Origin of the sequence: Bacillus sp. FSL W8-0770 (assembly GCF_038008705.1) — a bacterium.
Lineage (GTDB): Bacteria > Bacillota > Bacilli > Bacillales > Bacillaceae_G > Bacillus_A > Bacillus_A cereus.
Genome location: NZ_JBBOZR010000001.1, coordinates 5,140,484 through 5,157,483, shown reverse-complemented (window position 1 = coordinate 5,157,483; position 17,000 = coordinate 5,140,484). Strand labels below are relative to the sequence as shown.

Here is a 17,000-nt window from a genome sequence, read left to right as displayed (position 1 = left end):
ATTTTAAAGTGGGCATGAAGTAAAAGTGAAGCAATCATCTTCAACTTTTACTTCACTTCATTTTAATACCTTTTTTTAAAACGACTTTTTAATTTTGAATATCTTTTCGTATCTCCAAGAACTAGAAGCGAGATGCAAATGATAAATGAAATGATAGAAATAACGAGACCCATTTTGAAATAAGGTGTGACGTATTTCATTTCAACTACATGTTGCCCTTTGGAAATAGGAACGCCAATAAAGGCGGAATTAGCCTTCGTAAATTCCGTTTCTTTACCGTCAACTTTTATTGACCATCCTTTACTATATGGTACCGATAAATATAGTAATCCATCTTTAGTGGAATTAATATCACCTTTTAAGGAGTTACCTTCATAGTAAATGTTTTGTAGGCTATTTTCTTTTAAAGTATTTACTTTTTTCGGGACAGTCTGATAGTTAGTACTGTTGATTTGTAAATCTTTCAACTCATATTGACCAGGAGTAGGAATAGAAATGATTAGCTCGGTTGGCTTTGCATCTTTTCCTAAGTTGTAAACAAATCTTTCTAACGGATAAGCATAAGCTCCATCTTCATTACCTTTTATCATAGATTTGTCATTCACGGTAACCCCAAATGATTCCTTGTTTATATTTCTAATTTTAATTTCAACAAGAAGATCACCTAACATATCGTTATTATCAATAGGTACTATTATACGCCCATTTTCATGAACAGTGAGTATATCTTTCTCTTTCTCTATATTTTCCCACTTCATTTTATTTGGATTAATCTTAATTTGTTTTGAATCTAGCTGTTTTGTATTAAATTGTTTTAGTGGGAGACTTCCAACATCATTTACAACTACAGCATCTAATAAAAGTTGATCTTTCTCGGCAAAATTAAGTTTTGAAAATTCTTCATCACTTATTCCAGCTTCGTATACATAGCCTAATGGTAGTGCAAATTCATTTTTATAAATGTTGTAAGGACCTACTTGTTGTAAATGCTTATAACCATAAGGAATTTCGGTTTTATTAGCACCTTCACTTAGTACATAATATTTTACCCCTAGCATGTTCTCAAGGAATAATCGTTTATCTAACTGGAAGAACATAGATGGACTATCGTATCCTTGGAAAACATTGTACTTATTTTTCATAAAGTCATGAACATGATAATTGACTAAGCTTTGATAAGTACTTGTACCATGATAACCTTGCAACATCGGCGTATTTTTATAATTATTGTTTGGATTGATAATTCGATAAAAATCTTTATCTTGATTTTGTATATAACGAATTGCGTCAATTTCATCCTTATTATCAAGACCTGGCCCGTGTAATGATTCTTTTGTCACGCCTGCTTGATTAAAGTGTTTATTAAGAGCAAAATCTGAATAGAAGTAATTAATAAATATTACATTGACGAGTACATTTAATACAATGAAACATTGTAAGGCTACTTTTGATAAATAGCGCCATAGTAATATGGTAATAATAGATAATACAGTAATGCAAATTAAAATGTTATCAATCGTTTGTAGTGGCTGTGCGTTTATATTTACTTTTCTATAGAATGCGTAAATAAATAATGCTGTTGCTAGCAAAGGACCTATTAAATAATTGACCTTCTTTTTGTGGAGTAGCATCCAATCTAAAATGTAGGCAACAGTTTGCGCAACCACAAATGCAAATAAGTAAAACCATCTGTGTTGCATGGCAGAAAAGCCATTAAATACGGAATACGTATATGGAAGCATATATAGCACTAACATAAACCCAGTAAAGAGTAATTTATTTGTGACAAGTTTATTGCGTATTAGAAGCGCGCTAGTAATAAGGAAGAGGATGAAAACAGGGAATGCAAGCTGATACTCCTCTGTATTATTAATGAAAAAGATACTTTCCATTAAGTTTTTATAAAACGTATCTTCAAAAAATAACGGTATAGTAAATTTTGTAGCGAGTCGGTCGGAACTAAATACACCATTTACAGATGGTATAAAGCAAACAGCAGATAAACCTAGTGATAAAACATATAGAAAAGCAATTCTAATATAATAAATTATAAATGTTTTAATTGTTTTGTTCTGCTGTGTAGCGAAATATTGGAAAAAGGCATAAATATAGATAAAAATACTAGTAATGAAAGCGAAATAGAAATTTGATGCAAGCATAAGTGCTGTTGCAAACAGGAATAATCCTTTTTTTCGCTCTAAAATATATTTATCTAATCCCCATATTACTAAAGGTAAAAACACTATAGCATCTGCCATGAAATCCCATAATAAAGAATGGCGAATGAAAGTTATACATCCTCCATATATAATGGCAGAAATAAAAGAAGAAAAAATAGTTTTATTGTGATAACGTAAAGAACCATACATGAATAACATAGCTAATGTACTTTTTAAAACACTCATATATAGTTTCAGCTCAAAGATTTGGTCAAAATTTAGTTTAGGAAGTAGAAGCGTAAGCCAGAAAAATGGTGCTGTACTATAGTAATAACTAAATTCTCCGAATAAATCTCCACCTAAGCCATAATCCCAAGACCAAAATAAATTTCCATCTTTAAATGCGTGTTGTAAAAGGAATGTAAAGAAACTGAATTGTGATAATGCATCTCCCGTACTAGAAAATACACTGTCTGATTTTAGGAAAAAGTAATGAAAAGCAAATGCACATATTATTAATAATGGAATAATAATAAGTGTGCTTTTAGTGAAAAATGTTCTTTTATTTACTTCTGAAGTCATTAAATAAATAAGCCTCCTTAAATTCAATTTCCACATTCTTCATCTCTGGTTATCTTTTTAGGATGAAGAAAAACTATGTATGAATCGTCGATTTTTAATAGTATTAATAAAGTGTTTATTTGTATAATTTATAGTAAATTTAGGGTGTTTGTAGTTAATATTTACATGAAAAATTAACTATGAATTACCTTAATAATAGGTGTTTTACATCTAGTGCTGTTCGTTTCCAAGTATAATCATTCCAGAAAGGCAAGTCAATTTAAGATATAGATTGAAAAAAAGCCCATTTTCTAAGTGAAGAAGATAAAAATAAAAACTTCAAATTTAATTTGAAGTTTTTATTTTTATTTATTTTCGAGCCAGCTTTTTATTTATAAATCCTAAAATCAATCCTCGTATTTGCGGATCAATTGCAAGACCGATAATACCGTATAATATACCAGTAATTGTTAAAGCAATTAGTGGCGGTAAGGTAATTAATATTGTACGGTATAGAATATAGCTTAATATAAAGGCTAAGGTATTGAATATAATCCCTTTAAATAGTAACGAGAAGCCTTTACGAACAAATAGAGTGAATCCGATTAATAACGTAATCTCGGTAAGGATAGCGGCAATAGCGGCTCCCATCATTCCGAACTGACTACCTAAGACGATGTAACTTATAATGGCAACAGCTAGTCCGATTCCCATTGTTGTTGCACGTTTCCATTGTTGACCAATGGTCGTTAAATTATCAGCAAGTGGATAGTTAATAGATTGTAAAATGACCATAAAGGCTAAAATGGCAAGAGCATCACCAGCTGGCGCATACTCTTCGCCTAATAAAGTAACAATCCAAAAACTTGGATCAGCGATAAATGGAATGGAGATTCCCATCCCTAAGAAAGACATTAGTTTTAATTCAAACTGAGATAGTTTTCTATGTTCATCAATATTCTTTTCATTTCCAAAAGTAAATAATTTTGGGTAGAAGGCTGCTGCAATTACACCAGGTATTTGATAAAGGACTGCAGGTATTTTCGATGCAGCTCCAAAGAATCCAACTTGCTCATACGTCGAAACTTTTTCTAATATAATAGGGCCTAACTGCGGTAAAAGCATAATAATAATGCCATTGATTGTGAAAATCAGCAGTTGATCTAAAATCCCTTTGTCCCAGCCCTTATGAACTGTCGTATGGCGGAGTACCATTATGAAGGCGATGACTCCTGTTACAAGACTAGATATCCCATACATAGCAGCGACCGTCATAAGTGACCATTTCAACGACATTCCTAGTAGAAGCGCAGCTGCGGCTGTTACACCTTGTAGTACAGAAATAATCGCTGTAAATTGCATACGTTCTGTTACTTGGAAGTAAGCCATTCCAACACCTTGTAAAGTTGCTCCAAACATTGTTGGTAGTACAACCCAATATACCATGGCGCGTAAGTAGGCATCAGTATAGAAGAACTGAGCAAAAATAGCGAAGAGTACAGAAATTACGACAGCTAATACGAAACGAATGCGTAAATAACTACTGATTAGTACGCTAATATTTGCATCCTTTCTCGTTCCTTCACGCATAAACGTATGTGTCAAACCTGCATCTGTGAAATAACAAATAACAGCGGAAACAGCTAATGCAGTTGTAAACATCCCATACTCACCGGGAGAAACGTATCTTGCGAAGAGAATCGTCGCGATAGCAAGTACAAATCGAACAGTAATATTTCCTACAAATAGGTAGGAGGCATTTTTAAGAATCTTATTTGTTTTCATGAGAAAAAACCTTTCTATTCTTTAGGACCTTTTTCGTTTGTCCTATTTGTAAATTTGATTTGTTTACGGAAAGAGAGATGAGTACTATATTTTCAGTTTAAGAAAACAGAAATTTAATTCGCACAAACCAAAGCATTGCATATAGTTTTTTACTACGCTTTCCATTTTTCGAATAGATTTTACGGCAATATTTCTTTATATCTTTTTTGATTAATTGGACTTGGGCATTATTTAATTGAGAGTTTTCTTTAATGTATATACAAGCATTATTGATAACCGTATAAGGGAATAAATAAGTCTCAAGAATCTCAATAAGTGACTGAGGGTCTTTCGTAATGAAGTCTTGAGATTTATTATGTACCCAGTCTTTCATACGATTGAATACTTCTAGTTCTTTAGTTGTTTTTAATTCGTAATCTTTATATTTAGAAGAAAGATTTCCTTCGGATAAGATTCTATAATATGTTAAATATTCATCGACATAGCATACATTTGTCACACTCATTAGTTTAAATAAAAACTCCAAGTCTTCTCCCCAGCTACATCCTGGTGTAAAACGGATATTATGATTCATTGCGATAGAGCGTTTGAAAATCCAAGTACTTGTTTGAGCAACAACTTGGTGTGTTAAGAATGCTTTTGCCATATCACCTTTAATAAAGTTTGTTGTATGCTCAACCTTTTCGCCTGTTTCTTCGTAGAAATTCATATAACCACAATAGCACGCATCCATGTTGTTTTTATGCATACTCTCGATTTGTTTCTCAATTTTAGTTGGATGCCATAAGTCATCACTATCAAGGAAAGCGACGTATTCCCCGCTAGCATTTTCAATCCCTGTATTACGAGCTACTGAAACGCCTTGGTTTTTTTGGTGAACGTATTTTACTTGCCCCGGATATTTTTCTGCAAGATTTTTTACGATAGAAGGTGATTGATCTTTACTTCCATCATCTACAATTACAATTTCAATGTTTTTATATGTTTGATCCAGTATTGACTGCATTGTTTCTTCAATATATTTTTCTGTGTTATACAGAGGTATGACAACAGAAACAAGTTGTTTTTGTTCCATCATAGAATTTTTATCTCCTCAAATTTTTTATGTCTTGCACCATATATACAAGCCTTTTGAAAGGAAGAAGATTACAAGAACATCTGTATCAGTTTAACGCATATAAACTTTGTAAATCAACTTTCTATTATTGTACTTTGTATAAAAAGTATTTATTATAGAATATATTTTCTTGTAAAAATATAGAAATGCAATTTGGAAATTATGTATTTTAAGGGGAAATATGAAATGTTAAGGCGATTTGCGCTTCGTTTTGCAACTTTACAAACACATGGTGCAGATTTGACTCTAGCTAGCGATGATATAGGTTATCAAAAAACGGCAACTATTTTATTGGAAACAGGAATGTTAATATATCATGAGCTGGATAAACCACCTATTCATATTATGCCAGGTTTTCCAGTGTTTTTAGTTACTGTATTTTACTTTTTTGTAAATGGCAATAAAGGCCTTTTTGTAGCTAAATTAATTATTATCCTATTAGGGGTACTTATTATTTTACTAACTTATAAGATTGGTACTTATTTATTGAATCCCGCTGCAGGATTAATAGGTACTTTCTTATTAGCTGTATATCCTCCAGAGATTGTTTTGGAAAATTTAACTTTAACAGAAGGACAGTTTCTATTCTTTTCCATTGAGATTATTATATTGGAGTTTAAAATTAGCTGATACTCATAAAACGAAACATTTTCTACTTTTTAGCATTGTACTTACGCCTACAATTTGCTTTATATCCAATACTATTATTTATATATCTTTTAATGAAGCGCTATCCATTCCGCATTGATGAAGCAAGCGATAGTATTTTTATAATAAAAAATACATGCAAGGAAGGACCTGTGCATGTATGATGAGAAGATTATGTTAAATATTCCAAGGCTTACTTAAAGTTAAAACTTCAGCCATCTCTTTACTTTTTAAACGTCCTTTTTTTCGGTTTTCCGCGCGTTCTAAACCGGTTGTGTGTAACCAATGTTCTTCCTGAGTTTCAGGGAGTACTTGTGGTACGGACGAAGGTTTTCCATCTTTTATTGCTACAAATGTAATGAAGCAAGTAGCGGCAATTCTACGCTCGCCTGCTAATAAGTTTTCTGCGATTACTTTTACGAAAACTTCCATTGAAGATTTCCCTGTATAACATACAAATGCTTCATAACAAACAGAATCAGCTTGGTGAATTGGAGTTAAAAAATCAACTGAATCAATAGATGCTGTTACGCAATGTTTACGACTATGTCTTGCAGCCGCAATTGAAGCAATACTATCAATTTCTGCTAATAATTTCCCTCCAAAAAGTGTTTGGTGATTATTTAAATCGTTAGGAAAAACACGTGTTGTCTTAATTGCTTTAGATTCTCGCATGAATTTCTTTTCCATATATTCAGCCCCTATAGTCTGTTTTCAATCAGAATAATATGTGTAAGCAGATTACTCATATTAGATATTTAATGAAGTAAAGTGTATTCCAAAAGAGGATTATTTAAACTTCTGTATTTGTATTCATGTAACTGAAAGAAAATTTATTTTATCTAAAATGTAGTGTAAAAGAGGATTCGCTTACATTGCAAGTAAAAAGTAATGACTATGTATTTGTCATAGAAATTCCCTATCAGCCGTGTACCCATTCATGATAGAATCGTTTTGTTATGAATGGAAATAGAGGTGCAATGGACATATGAATCATATACAAACAAATTTTTCATCTTTCTTCAATAAAATTACAATCGGTGCGATGCTCGCATTTTTGGTTTATAGTTGTTGGGCAGCATTTGAGACAAGTAAGCAATTTTTTGGAGGAAGTACAACAAGTGTAACAATCATATTAGCAATTTTCGTCATACTCATTTTGTTAGTGGCATCAATTCTACAATATCGTTTTACAGATAAACAATTTCTTATTTTTCTTATAAGTATATCTATAGTTGTGAGGCTTAGTATGCTGTTATTTGTAGATGCTCCAATAATTGGTGATATGAAAGTGATGTATGAGTCTGCAAAGCAGATTGCAATTGGTAATAATATAGGGACTGTAACTCATTTACCTTTTATTATATATGAGTCGGTAATTATTCGTATATTTGGTGATTCATTATTCGCTTTACAACTATTTAATGTGCTATTTTGCACAGGAACAGCATTATTTATTTATCGTATTGCGGGAATGGTTTTTGGAGAAGAATGCGGTCGTATTGCTTCTATCTTTTATGCTCTGTATATTCCAAATATATTCATGAGTTCCGTATTAACTCCTGAGTCACTTGCAATATTTTTATTTTATTTTGCTTGTTACATACTTTTATATAAAGGATTAGATCATCCTTATATGTGGGTGTTTTCAGCGATTTTATTTGCATTTAGTAATATGATTTTCCCAATGGGATTATTTCTTCCTATTTTTATCACGGTATATGTATTATTAATTGAAGTATTTCAATCAGCAACGAAACAAAAAGTGTTACTAAAGATGATAGGGATACTTATTCTATTTTATAGCGCTCATTTTGGTGTGAATTATGGAATTAAGACAATGGGATTATCACAATATACGATTGCGAATGAGACATATGTTCAATCTGTCTTAATTGGAAAAACGAAACATGAGGAAAAAATATCAAAAAATCAAAGTGTAACAGAGCATATTGATCAAAAGTTAAAAGAGATTGAGGGAGAAAGATTTAAACTTTTAGAACCGATGATAAATCAGTTTTCGGATGAGGGGATAAATTCTATTCTTTTCAAATGTGAAAAACTGATTTATATAGCCGTAACATTGTTTATGACTATAGCTCTATTACACTTCCTTATTAAGAAACAACAAAATGAGGGATATATGTTGTTCTTATTTTTAATTAGTGGCTACGTATTGCTAAAGCTCTTCCAAGTAGATATGGCATATTACAATGTAATTATGCCGGCATTGTTTATTTTGCAGAGCTTTGGTGTTTATATGAGTTATGTGTATTGTCAAAAAATATTTTTCAGAAAATAAAAAGAATCCATTCTGGATTCTTTTTTTGATGGAAGGTGAAATTTAGTAGTCAGTGCAGATGGAAAGTATGCCTGACTACTAAATTTCATCTTATCGATTTAGTTCTAGTTGCAAATTATCGGCTGTTAGAGCCATTTGTGAGGAATCATCTTGAATTCCTTTCATTACTTGTGAAATAGCTTGTAATTCGTGTTCAATTTTCTTATTCTGTTCTTTTGAGTTAGACATATCTTTTACAATTTCTTGGAAGTATCGATCTGTTGCCGACATACTATCCGTTCCTTCCGATACGAGAGAGCTAATTTGTTTCACGGAAGACGAGACACGAGTAATTTGTTCATTTGTTTTTTCGACGAGCTTTGTAACGTTAAATATAGATTCTTTCGTTTGCTCTGATAATTTTCGAATTTCACCAGCAACAACAGAAAACCCCTTCCCAAATTCTCCAGCACGTGCAGACTCGATAGCAGCGTTTAGTGCGAGTAAATTTGTTTGCTCCGCAATCGATTTAACAATATCTATGATTTCATTAATTTTGTTAGAAATATTGAGAAGTTCATGAGTATCTGTAATAATCGTTTCCATATTCATTTGAATAGATCCCATTCGTTTATTCTGCTGGTTTAATTGTTCTTTCCCTTTATTTGCTTTTTCTTCAGATGTTGTAGCTAATGATGTACCTGTTTTAGCAATCTCTACAATAGTTTCAGATTTGGCGGTTAGTTTTTGAATAGAAGAGCTTGTTTTTTCAGATACAGCAGCTAGTTCTGTTGCGATATGCGTAATTGTCATAGCAGTTAATTCTTTTTCTTTCTCAAGCTCTTTTTGCATTCTTTCATATTCAGATTCATAAGCTGCAAGAACAAGTTCTTGTTCAAGAGTGAATAATTTATTTATGACATTTATAGAATATGAAAAATCATCGATTGTCGTTATTTTTGTTTGCAAAATCTTCATGATAGAGCGGAATAATTCTTGATAAGCAGCAGTATACCATTTTCGATGTAAACCAATTTGTACATGCCTTTTGGCAATCCTAACACGCTGTTCAATAAAATCTTCATGCATATGGCCGCTGAATAATTCTTTAATATGTGTTTTTAAAGTTTGTTTTAGTTTTGGAATAGAGCTGTAACGCTCAATAATAGTAATTAAATTAGGTTGTTTTGTAATGTTGGCATAGAATTTTTCAGTAATCCAATCAATTTCTGCATAAATAAAAGGCTGTAGTACTTTTACAACTTGTAAATCTTCTTTTGAAATATGTAGCATATCCATTTGAATTTTTAATTCAGAATTAGTAGGTACATTAAAAGTTATTTGTTGGTCCTTACTTAATTCGATTATACTGGCATGTGTTTTATTAATATTTTTTTTGAAAACCCCAAGCATCATTCTTCCCCCTGTATATAAAACGTTTTCAATTTTAAAACTAATATAGAGTAATTATATATGCTTATATATAATTACTCTATATTAGTTCGTTGAATAGTATATAAATTAAGAGAATTCTATCTAGAATTCTCTTAATGGCCTTTATTAATTTTAGCATGTGTTTTAAAGAAAACGGGGAAATGCACATTATATATTACAGTGACGACACGAATAACGAATGTTACTAATAAACAAACATAGAAAGCTAATACGTGCGCCCCCATAGCGTGTGTGATTAGGAAGCTAATTGCTCCTAAGATAGAAGCGATTGCGTAAATTTCTTTTCGGAATACGTAAGGGATATCTTGAGCACAAATGTCACGCAAAATACCGCCTCCAATACCTGTAATGACTCCCATTGAAACAACTAGAAATGAGGCGTCAACATGATGTGACATTGCCGCATTTGCACCAATAGCTGTAAAAACGCCTAAGCCAACAGCATCAGAAAGCATAATAACGACTTGAAGTTTATTGATGCGCTCAAAAAACATACAAGTAAATAATGCTGATAATACACTTACGAAAAAGTAAATGGGTTTTACAAATGCGACAGGGGGCAGGTTACCAATCATGATATCACGAATAATACCGCCGCCGAGCGCAGTAGCTACAGCTAAACAAAGGACACCAAATAAATCTAAATCTTTTTTTAAACCAACTAATGTACCAGAAATGGCAGCGGCGATAATGCCAAGAAACGTAAATATATCGATTAATAACATGGCCTTAATCCCTTCCTCTTAAAGATGTTCCAGAGAAAAAATATACACTAAAGTATTGGAAATAACAATTACTTTTCGCTACATGTAGAAAAACGGATAAAATACATAAAGAAAGCGTTTGAAAATGTTTAGAAGAAAACGGAGCAAGGTTAATCTTTAGTTGTAGGATAGCCGAGTGGGTGTTTGCGTGTAGTTATTAAATTTTTATATATTTATAAATGAATTAACAAATGTTACTATAATGCTGATAATAAGTAGAAGAGTGTTAGATAGTTTTTATAGAGATAGGGAAGGATAGCTAAAGGATAATGTTTTCTAGTACTACTTACGCTAGATTTGGTTAGTTTCGGCATAAAAATAAGTTCTCAATTTAAATATGAGTTATGTTATAATTGCTAGGTGTGTTTTGAAGATAAAAATTATGATTAAAAGATAATGTTAAGATTTTGTATGGAGGTCTTGGAATGTTAGCAAATCAAGCTAGGGTTAGATTTGAGCGTTTTTTGCTCTTTTTTATTATTTTACAGCCTGTTTTAGATTTATTAACGTCTCTTAGCATCACTTTATTAAAGTCAAATGCTACCGTTGGAATTTTAGTAAGATTCCTTATTATGGCTGTTGGTGGCATTTACATTTTAATTCAGGCAAAAGAGAAGGAAAATAGAAAGTTTTTAATTTATCTTATATTATTAGCCGGAGTTTTAGGAGTAGGATTTATTAATAACAAACTAGTTAAGGATCCTATTGTACTTAGTGAAGAGGTTAAATTCGTTGCGAAAGCATTATATATATATATCATGCTGGGATCATACATTTTAGCTTTAAAATCATTGAAAAAGACAGTTAATATTAGTGATAAGGTTCGAAATAGTATTGTATATTCTACATTAATCATTAACGCAATTATGGTTATTTCTATTTCAACATCTACTGACTTTGGTAGTTATGAATGGATGAAGGTTGGTTCTCGAGGTTGGTTCTATGCAGGGAATGAACTAGGTTCAATCTTAGCTATTATTTTCCCTATTGTAGTACTATATTCTATTCAAAAAACAAAGAGCTGGAAACACATTTTATATTGGATTCCATCACTTTTAATGATTTATTCGCTAATTCAAGTTGGTACAAAAGTAGGGATGGGCTCAATCGGTGCTACGCTAGCGGCAGCAATCGGGATTATTTTACTACAATTATTATTTGATAGAAAAAATCCGAACAAAAAATCCCTTGCACTTAATGCAGTAATTGCTATTGTCCTATTAGCTGGTGTAGTTGGAACGTTTAAACAAACGCCATTAGCACAAAATATGGGTATTCACAATAATTATTTATCAGAGCAAAATGTGGCGCAGCAAGGTCAAAAAGAAAAAGAAATTAAAGAGAAGCTGAAAAAAGAGCAAGAACTTAAAGAAAAAGAAGAAAATCACCATAAAGTTGAAAAGCCAGAAGAAAAGGCGAAGATAGAAGAGGAAGTTAAGAAAGAGCTTGAGAAAGAGCAAAAGAAAGAAAATCAAGAAAATCTTATTTTCAGTGGACGTCAAGTATATGAAGAAAGACATAAGCAGTTCTTTAAAGAAGCACCAATGTCACAAAAGCTATTAGGAATGGGTTATGCAGGTAACTTTAAATACAATGAACAAAAGCAGCCAGATCCAAAACTAATTGAAATGGACTTCCATGATTGGTTTTATGATTTCGGGATTATTGGCTTTGTATTACTAATGATTCCATTTATTTATTACGGGCTAAGAATTCTACTAGCATTTGCTACGAGATTTAAGGACATATTTAATATAAAATATGGAATGATTTCAGCAAGCTTATTGTTAGCGTTAGGTATTGCTTATATTGCAGGACATATTTTAACAGCACCAGGAGTTGGGATTTACTTTGTAGTGGTGTTAGCTTATCTAATAGTAGACCTAGAAATTGAATGATAAAAATAAAAGCTAACTTTTGTTAGCTTTTATTTTTTAGTACAGTAAAATAAAAATAGATGGAAACATAGCGAGGATTTAAAGGAGGAAAAAATATGAGAATATTGCATATGAATGCAGGAGCAGAAGATGGGGGAGGGAAAACACATATTATTTCACTTCTCGATCAGTTTCCAACTGGTGAAGTAGAATTAGCAGTATTTGAAGATGGAATTGTTGCGAAGGAAGCAAGGGAGTTAGGGATAAAAGTCCATGTGTTTTCACAAAAATCGCGCTATGATTTATCCATTTTAAAGAATATAAGTGAATTTATTAATAAAGAAAAATTCGATGTAGTTCATACACATGGCCCTAGGGCTAATTTCTATGTTTCTTTAATGAAAAAGAGAATAAAGGCAAAATGGGTAACGACTATTCATAGTGATCCATTTCAAGACTTTACTAAACAGGGCTTAAAAGGTTGGATTTTTACGAAATTAAATTTGAAAGCCTTAAAAAATATAGACTTATTTTTCGTTGTAACAAATAGATTGAAAAAAAGCCTGGCAGCATTAGGTATTTCAAATGAAAAGATGCATGTTATTTATAATGGAATTGAATACGATAAGGAAAAAGCAGAAGACTATAATAAAAAAGAAATGTTCAATATTGATGAAGATGTATTTACGGCAATCCAAGTAGCACGATTACATCCTGTCAAAGGACATGAAGTTTTATTCGATGCGTTACAACAAACAAAATTAGAGAAAATTAAAGTATTATTAGTTGGCGATGGCCCATTAGAAGAAAATCTAAAGTCATTAGCTACTGAAAAAGGGATTAACGATAAAGTAGAGTTTTTAGGACATCGTCAAGATGTAAAACAATTATTTGCGTCGTCACATGTAAATTTATTAACTTCCCATAGTGAAGGGTTCCCACTAGTTTTATTAGAAGCGGCAAATCAACGCGTACCATCAATTGTGACTAGGGCTGGAGAAATTGAACCATTAATCGTAGATGAAACTTACGGATGGATTGTGCCGACAGGTGATGGAAAGGCATTAGCATTAGCTTTAGAAGAAGCGTATGATAAGTGGAAAACTGGAGAGTTAGCAGCAATGGGTAAACATATTTATGAGCATGCTACTATGAACTTCTCACTTCAAAAACTATATGAAGATACAAAGGAAACATATAAGCAATTAATAGCGAAAAACTTGTAATGATAGAGAGGATAGTTAACTATGGCAGTACAAACAGTTGATATTCTAGGCGTTCCTTTTTCTACAATGACAATGGATGAAACGGTCCAATATTTAAAAGAACAACTAGAAGCGGAGCGAACTCATACGTTTCAGGTAGTAACAGCAAACCCTGAAATTGTTATGTGCGCAAAAAAGGATGAAAAGTTCTATCAAACATTATTGAATACAGATTTAATTACACCTGATGGTATTGGGGTTGTAAAGGCAAGCGGGATGCTTGGTACACCTTTAAAAGAACGTGTAGCAGGTTTTGATTTAATGTGTAATTTACTTGCGAAGTTATCAGAAGATAGTAAGCCGGTATCTGTTTTCTTATTAGGTGCAAAGCCGCATGTTGTACAAGCTGCAGCAGATCATTTAACAAAGACATATTCAGCTGTATCCATCGCCGGTATACAAGATGGTTATTTTAAACAAGAAGACGAAGAGAATATTATTTCTCGCATTCAAGAAGCAAAACCAGATTTATTACTTGTTGCACTTGGTTTTCCGAGACAAGAGAACTTTATCCAAAACAATAAGCATCGTTTAGAAACGAAAATGGCTGTTGGAGTGGGTGGAAGTTTAGACGTATGGGCTGGAGAGGTAAAACGTGCACCAAAATGGATTCAAGCGATTCATTTAGAGTGGTTTTATAGATTATGCAGTAATCCAACACGCTGGCGTCGTCAGTTAGTATTAGCGGAATTTTTAAAAGAAGTAATGCGTTCGAAAAAGTAGCGAAATATCGCTGCTTTTTTTATTTGTTCATTTTTAATAAATTGAAACTTTAATCAGTGAGGCATCCCCACTGATTATTAGCTCTCACCAATCGGGATAGACGTTTTACTTTTTGGGAATGATGAAGGAGAATTTTTTACACAAAAGTATTTTACTTATACAATTCACACATGTAAAATGATGTGTAAAGACACCTGTGTGAGGAGGACTTCTAGTGGGCAAGGTAAAAGAAATTTCGAAGCGCAAACTACTTGGTATAGCTGGGCTTGGATGGCTATTTGATGCAATGGATGTTGGAATGCTTTCATTTGTAATGGTAGCCTTGCAAAAGGATTGGGGATTAAGTACGCAAGAAATGGGCTGGATAGGCAGTATTAACTCAATCGGTATGGCAGTAGGAGCGCTTATTTTTGGGATACTATCAGATAAAATAGGGCGAAAATCAGTCTTTATTATTACATTATTATTATTTTCTATCGGTAGTGGTTTAACTGCATTAACGACGACACTTGCGATGTTTCTCGTTTTACGCTTTTTAATTGGTATGGGGCTTGGCGGAGAGCTTCCGGTTGCCTCTACACTAGTATCAGAGAGTGTTGAAGCGCATGAGCGTGGGAAAATTGTTGTGTTATTAGAAAGTTTTTGGGCAGGTGGATGGCTAATTGCAGCTCTTATCTCGTATTTTGTTATTCCTAAATATGGTTGGGAAGTTGCGATGGTATTGAGTGCAGTTCCAGCATTATATGCTTTATATTTAAGATGGAATTTACCGGATTCCCCAAGGTTCCAAAAAGTTGAAAAAAGGCCATCTGTTATTGAAAATATAAAATCAGTTTGGTCTGGGGAATATCGTAAAGCAACAATTATGCTATGGATTCTATGGTTTTGTGTTGTCTTTTCCTATTATGGAATGTTCCTTTGGTTACCGAGTGTAATGGTGCTAAAAGGATTTAGTTTAATAAAAAGTTTCCAATACGTACTTATTATGACATTAGCTCAACTTCCAGGATATTTCACAGCTGCTTGGTTTATTGAACGTCTCGGTCGTAAATTTGTTTTGGTTACGTATTTAATCGGGACAGCTTGCAGTGCTTATTTGTTTGGGGTTGCGGATTCATTAACAGTATTAATCGTGGCAGGTATGTTACTATCCTTCTTTAACTTAGGTGCTTGGGGAGCATTATACGCCTATACACCTGAGCAGTATCCAACGGTTATTCGTGGTACAGGTGCAGGAATGGCAGCAGCATTTGGTCGTATTGGTGGTATTCTTGGGCCACTATTAGTGGGATATTTAGTTGCTTCAGAAGCTTCACTATCATTAATATTTACGATTTTCTGTGGATCAATTTTAATTGGTGTATTCGCTGTAATAATACTTGGACAGGAAACGAAGCAACGAGAATTAGTATAAAGTGAAAATTTAAACGTATCCCTGACCGTTTATTATCCTACACTACTCGGCTCTTTATAGGCAGTTAGTGCGGGATAAAAGGGGAGAGGAAACCGAAGTGGTTTCCTTTTTTCTGTTTTTTTAGATAAATAATGGTATAGTAAGAAAAAGGGATTATTTCTTATAAAAGCGAATGTATACAACAGGACATATGGACAAAGAATTAGGTGGTTGAAGAAATGAAAATTTTACTGATCATGGAAGAGGCAGAAGAGAGAAGAGAGTTAGCTGAAAATTTCACTGAAAATATGAGAAATGTAGAATGTTTTGAAGCAAAGACAGGAACAGAATCTTTATTTATGATGAAAAAACATATACCAGACTTTGTTTTTTTAAGTTCCAAATTACTAGATGGTACTGGTTTTGAATATGCAAGTTTATTACGAGAAATAAATTGCTATACAAAATTTATTTTTGTAGGTGAAAACATAGAAGAATCTATTACAGCTTTTCGTTTCCAAGCATTTTATTATTTATTGCGACCATTTCGTGAAGAAGATTTACAATTTCTTTTATATAAAATAGGTAAAGAACAAGGTGAGAAAGCAAAGAGTTATTTGCGGAAACTACCGATAGAAAGTCAAGAGGGTATACGATATATTCTTCCAGAAGATATCGTATATGTAAGTAAAAATAAAGAAAATAAAACTGTTTCAATTTACACAACGAATAATCAGTATATTTCAACATATACACTTCAGGAATTAGAAAATAAGCTAAATGCATATGATTTTTTACGTGTACATAAAAGCTATTTAATTAATATGTCATATGTAAAAGAACTGAAACCTTATTATAATGGCACGTATAATTTGTATTTAGATAGGTATGATGAGCAACCGATTCCAGTCAGTCGTAATTATGTAAAACGCCTTCGAAATAACATTGAATTATAGTAGGTAATGAGAGTAT

General features: G+C 32.5%; 12 protein-coding genes and 2 pseudogenes. 7 read left to right on the top strand and 7 right to left on the bottom strand.

Annotation, left to right across the window (positions count from 1 at the left end; genetic code table 11):
• Positions 1-62: 62 nt before the first annotated feature.
• The 3 genes from NST27_RS26555 to NST27_RS26545 all read right to left on the bottom strand — a co-directional run bounded on the left by NST27_RS26555 (position 63) and on the right by NST27_RS26545 (position 5,583).
• Complete coding sequence (locus NST27_RS26555) at positions 63-2,741, bottom strand: YfhO family protein (protein ID WP_000200231.1); 2,679 nt, start codon at positions 2,739-2,741, stop codon at positions 63-65.
• 348 nt (positions 2,742-3,089) lie between these two features.
• Entirely contained in the window at positions 3,090-4,505 is a 1,416-nt protein-coding gene (locus NST27_RS26550; RefSeq protein WP_000856151.1) for an oligosaccharide flippase family protein, read from the bottom strand.
• Positions 4,506-4,602: 97 nt separating this feature from the next.
• Positions 4,603-5,583 (bottom strand): glycosyltransferase family 2 protein, encoded by a 981-nt coding sequence (locus NST27_RS26545; RefSeq protein WP_000970526.1) that lies wholly within the window; start codon positions 5,581-5,583, stop codon positions 4,603-4,605.
• 201 nt (positions 5,584-5,784) lie between these two features.
• On the opposite strand from NST27_RS26545, the pseudogene NST27_RS26540 reads away from it, so the two are divergent.
• Positions 5,785-6,387 (top strand): annotated as a pseudogene (locus NST27_RS26540) (4-amino-4-deoxy-L-arabinose transferase); the annotation flags it as partial.
• Positions 6,388-6,447: 60 nt separating this feature from the next.
• Here the strand turns inward: NST27_RS26540 and NST27_RS26535 are convergent.
• Complete coding sequence (locus NST27_RS26535; RefSeq protein WP_000412126.1) at positions 6,448-6,960, bottom strand: acyl-CoA thioesterase; 513 nt, start codon at positions 6,958-6,960, stop codon at positions 6,448-6,450.
• Positions 6,961-7,258: 298 nt separating this feature from the next.
• On the opposite strand from NST27_RS26535, the gene NST27_RS26530 reads away from it, so the two are divergent.
• Positions 7,259-8,572, top strand: a complete 1,314-nt coding sequence (locus NST27_RS26530) for an ArnT family glycosyltransferase (RefSeq protein ID WP_001015650.1) — start codon at positions 7,259-7,261, stop codon at positions 8,570-8,572.
• Between the two features lie 90 nt (positions 8,573-8,662).
• On the opposite strand, the gene NST27_RS29650 is transcribed toward NST27_RS26530, so the two are convergent.
• The 3 genes and pseudogenes from NST27_RS29650 to NST27_RS26520 all read right to left on the bottom strand — a co-directional run bounded on the left by NST27_RS29650 (position 8,663) and on the right by NST27_RS26520 (position 10,731).
• Complete coding sequence (locus NST27_RS29650) at positions 8,663-9,364, bottom strand: methyl-accepting chemotaxis protein (RefSeq protein WP_370658441.1); 702 nt, start codon at positions 9,362-9,364, stop codon at positions 8,663-8,665.
• A 54-nt stretch (positions 9,365-9,418) separates the two neighbouring features.
• Positions 9,419-9,964 (bottom strand): annotated as a pseudogene (locus NST27_RS29645) (protoglobin family protein); the annotation flags it as partial.
• A 134-nt stretch (positions 9,965-10,098) separates the two neighbouring features.
• Positions 10,099-10,731: a trimeric intracellular cation channel family protein gene (locus tag NST27_RS26520; RefSeq protein ID WP_000924371.1), complete on the bottom strand. Its 633-nt coding sequence runs from the start codon at positions 10,729-10,731 to the stop codon at positions 10,099-10,101.
• A 464-nt stretch (positions 10,732-11,195) separates the two neighbouring features.
• Here NST27_RS26520 and NST27_RS26515 point away from each other — a divergent pair, with 464 nt between their 5' ends.
• From NST27_RS26515 to NST27_RS26495, 5 genes are all read left to right on the top strand, one after another.
• A complete protein-coding gene (locus NST27_RS26515; protein WP_000880768.1) occupies positions 11,196-12,668 on the top strand; it encodes an O-antigen ligase family protein in 1,473 nt (490 codons plus the stop codon).
• Between the two features lie 95 nt (positions 12,669-12,763).
• Complete coding sequence (locus NST27_RS26510; protein WP_001221225.1) at positions 12,764-13,873, top strand: glycosyltransferase family 4 protein; 1,110 nt, start codon at positions 12,764-12,766, stop codon at positions 13,871-13,873.
• 21 nt (positions 13,874-13,894) lie between these two features.
• Positions 13,895-14,635, top strand: coding sequence for a WecB/TagA/CpsF family glycosyltransferase (locus NST27_RS26505; protein WP_000290748.1), 741 nt, complete (start codon positions 13,895-13,897; stop codon positions 14,633-14,635).
• Between the two features lie 214 nt (positions 14,636-14,849).
• A complete protein-coding gene (locus NST27_RS26500; protein WP_000521077.1) occupies positions 14,850-16,049 on the top strand; it encodes an MFS transporter in 1,200 nt (399 codons plus the stop codon).
• A gap of 218 nt (positions 16,050-16,267) precedes the next feature.
• Positions 16,268-16,984, top strand: a complete 717-nt coding sequence (locus NST27_RS26495) for a LytR/AlgR family response regulator transcription factor (RefSeq protein ID WP_000698256.1) — start codon at positions 16,268-16,270, stop codon at positions 16,982-16,984.
• The last annotated feature ends 16 nt before the right edge of the window (positions 16,985-17,000 follow it).

Bases quoted from the DNA above. Each gene is read 5' to 3' on its own strand.
- NST27_RS26555 (WP_000200231.1), bottom strand. From the start codon at position 2,741: ATGACTTCAGAAGTAAATAAAAGAACATTTTTCACTAAAAGCACACTT.
- NST27_RS26530 (WP_001015650.1), top strand. From the start codon at position 7,259: ATGAATCATATACAAACAAATTTTTCATCTTTCTTCAATAAAATTACA.
- NST27_RS26505 (WP_000290748.1), top strand. From the start codon at position 13,895: ATGGCAGTACAAACAGTTGATATTCTAGGCGTTCCTTTTTCTACAATG.
- NST27_RS26550 (WP_000856151.1), bottom strand. From the start codon at position 4,505: ATGAAAACAAATAAGATTCTTAAAAATGCCTCCTACCTATTTGTAGGA.
- NST27_RS26535 (WP_000412126.1), bottom strand. From the start codon at position 6,960: ATGGAAAAGAAATTCATGCGAGAATCTAAAGCAATTAAGACAACACGT.
- NST27_RS26495 (WP_000698256.1), top strand. From the start codon at position 16,268: ATGAAAATTTTACTGATCATGGAAGAGGCAGAAGAGAGAAGAGAGTTA.
- NST27_RS29650 (WP_370658441.1), bottom strand. From the start codon at position 9,364: ATGACAATTACGCATATCGCAACAGAACTAGCTGCTGTATCTGAAAAA.
- NST27_RS26520 (WP_000924371.1), bottom strand. From the start codon at position 10,731: ATGTTATTAATCGATATATTTACGTTTCTTGGCATTATCGCCGCTGCC.
- NST27_RS26545 (WP_000970526.1), bottom strand. From the start codon at position 5,583: ATGATGGAACAAAAACAACTTGTTTCTGTTGTCATACCTCTGTATAAC.
- NST27_RS26510 (WP_001221225.1), top strand. From the start codon at position 12,764: ATGAGAATATTGCATATGAATGCAGGAGCAGAAGATGGGGGAGGGAAA.
- NST27_RS26515 (WP_000880768.1), top strand. From the start codon at position 11,196: ATGTTAGCAAATCAAGCTAGGGTTAGATTTGAGCGTTTTTTGCTCTTT.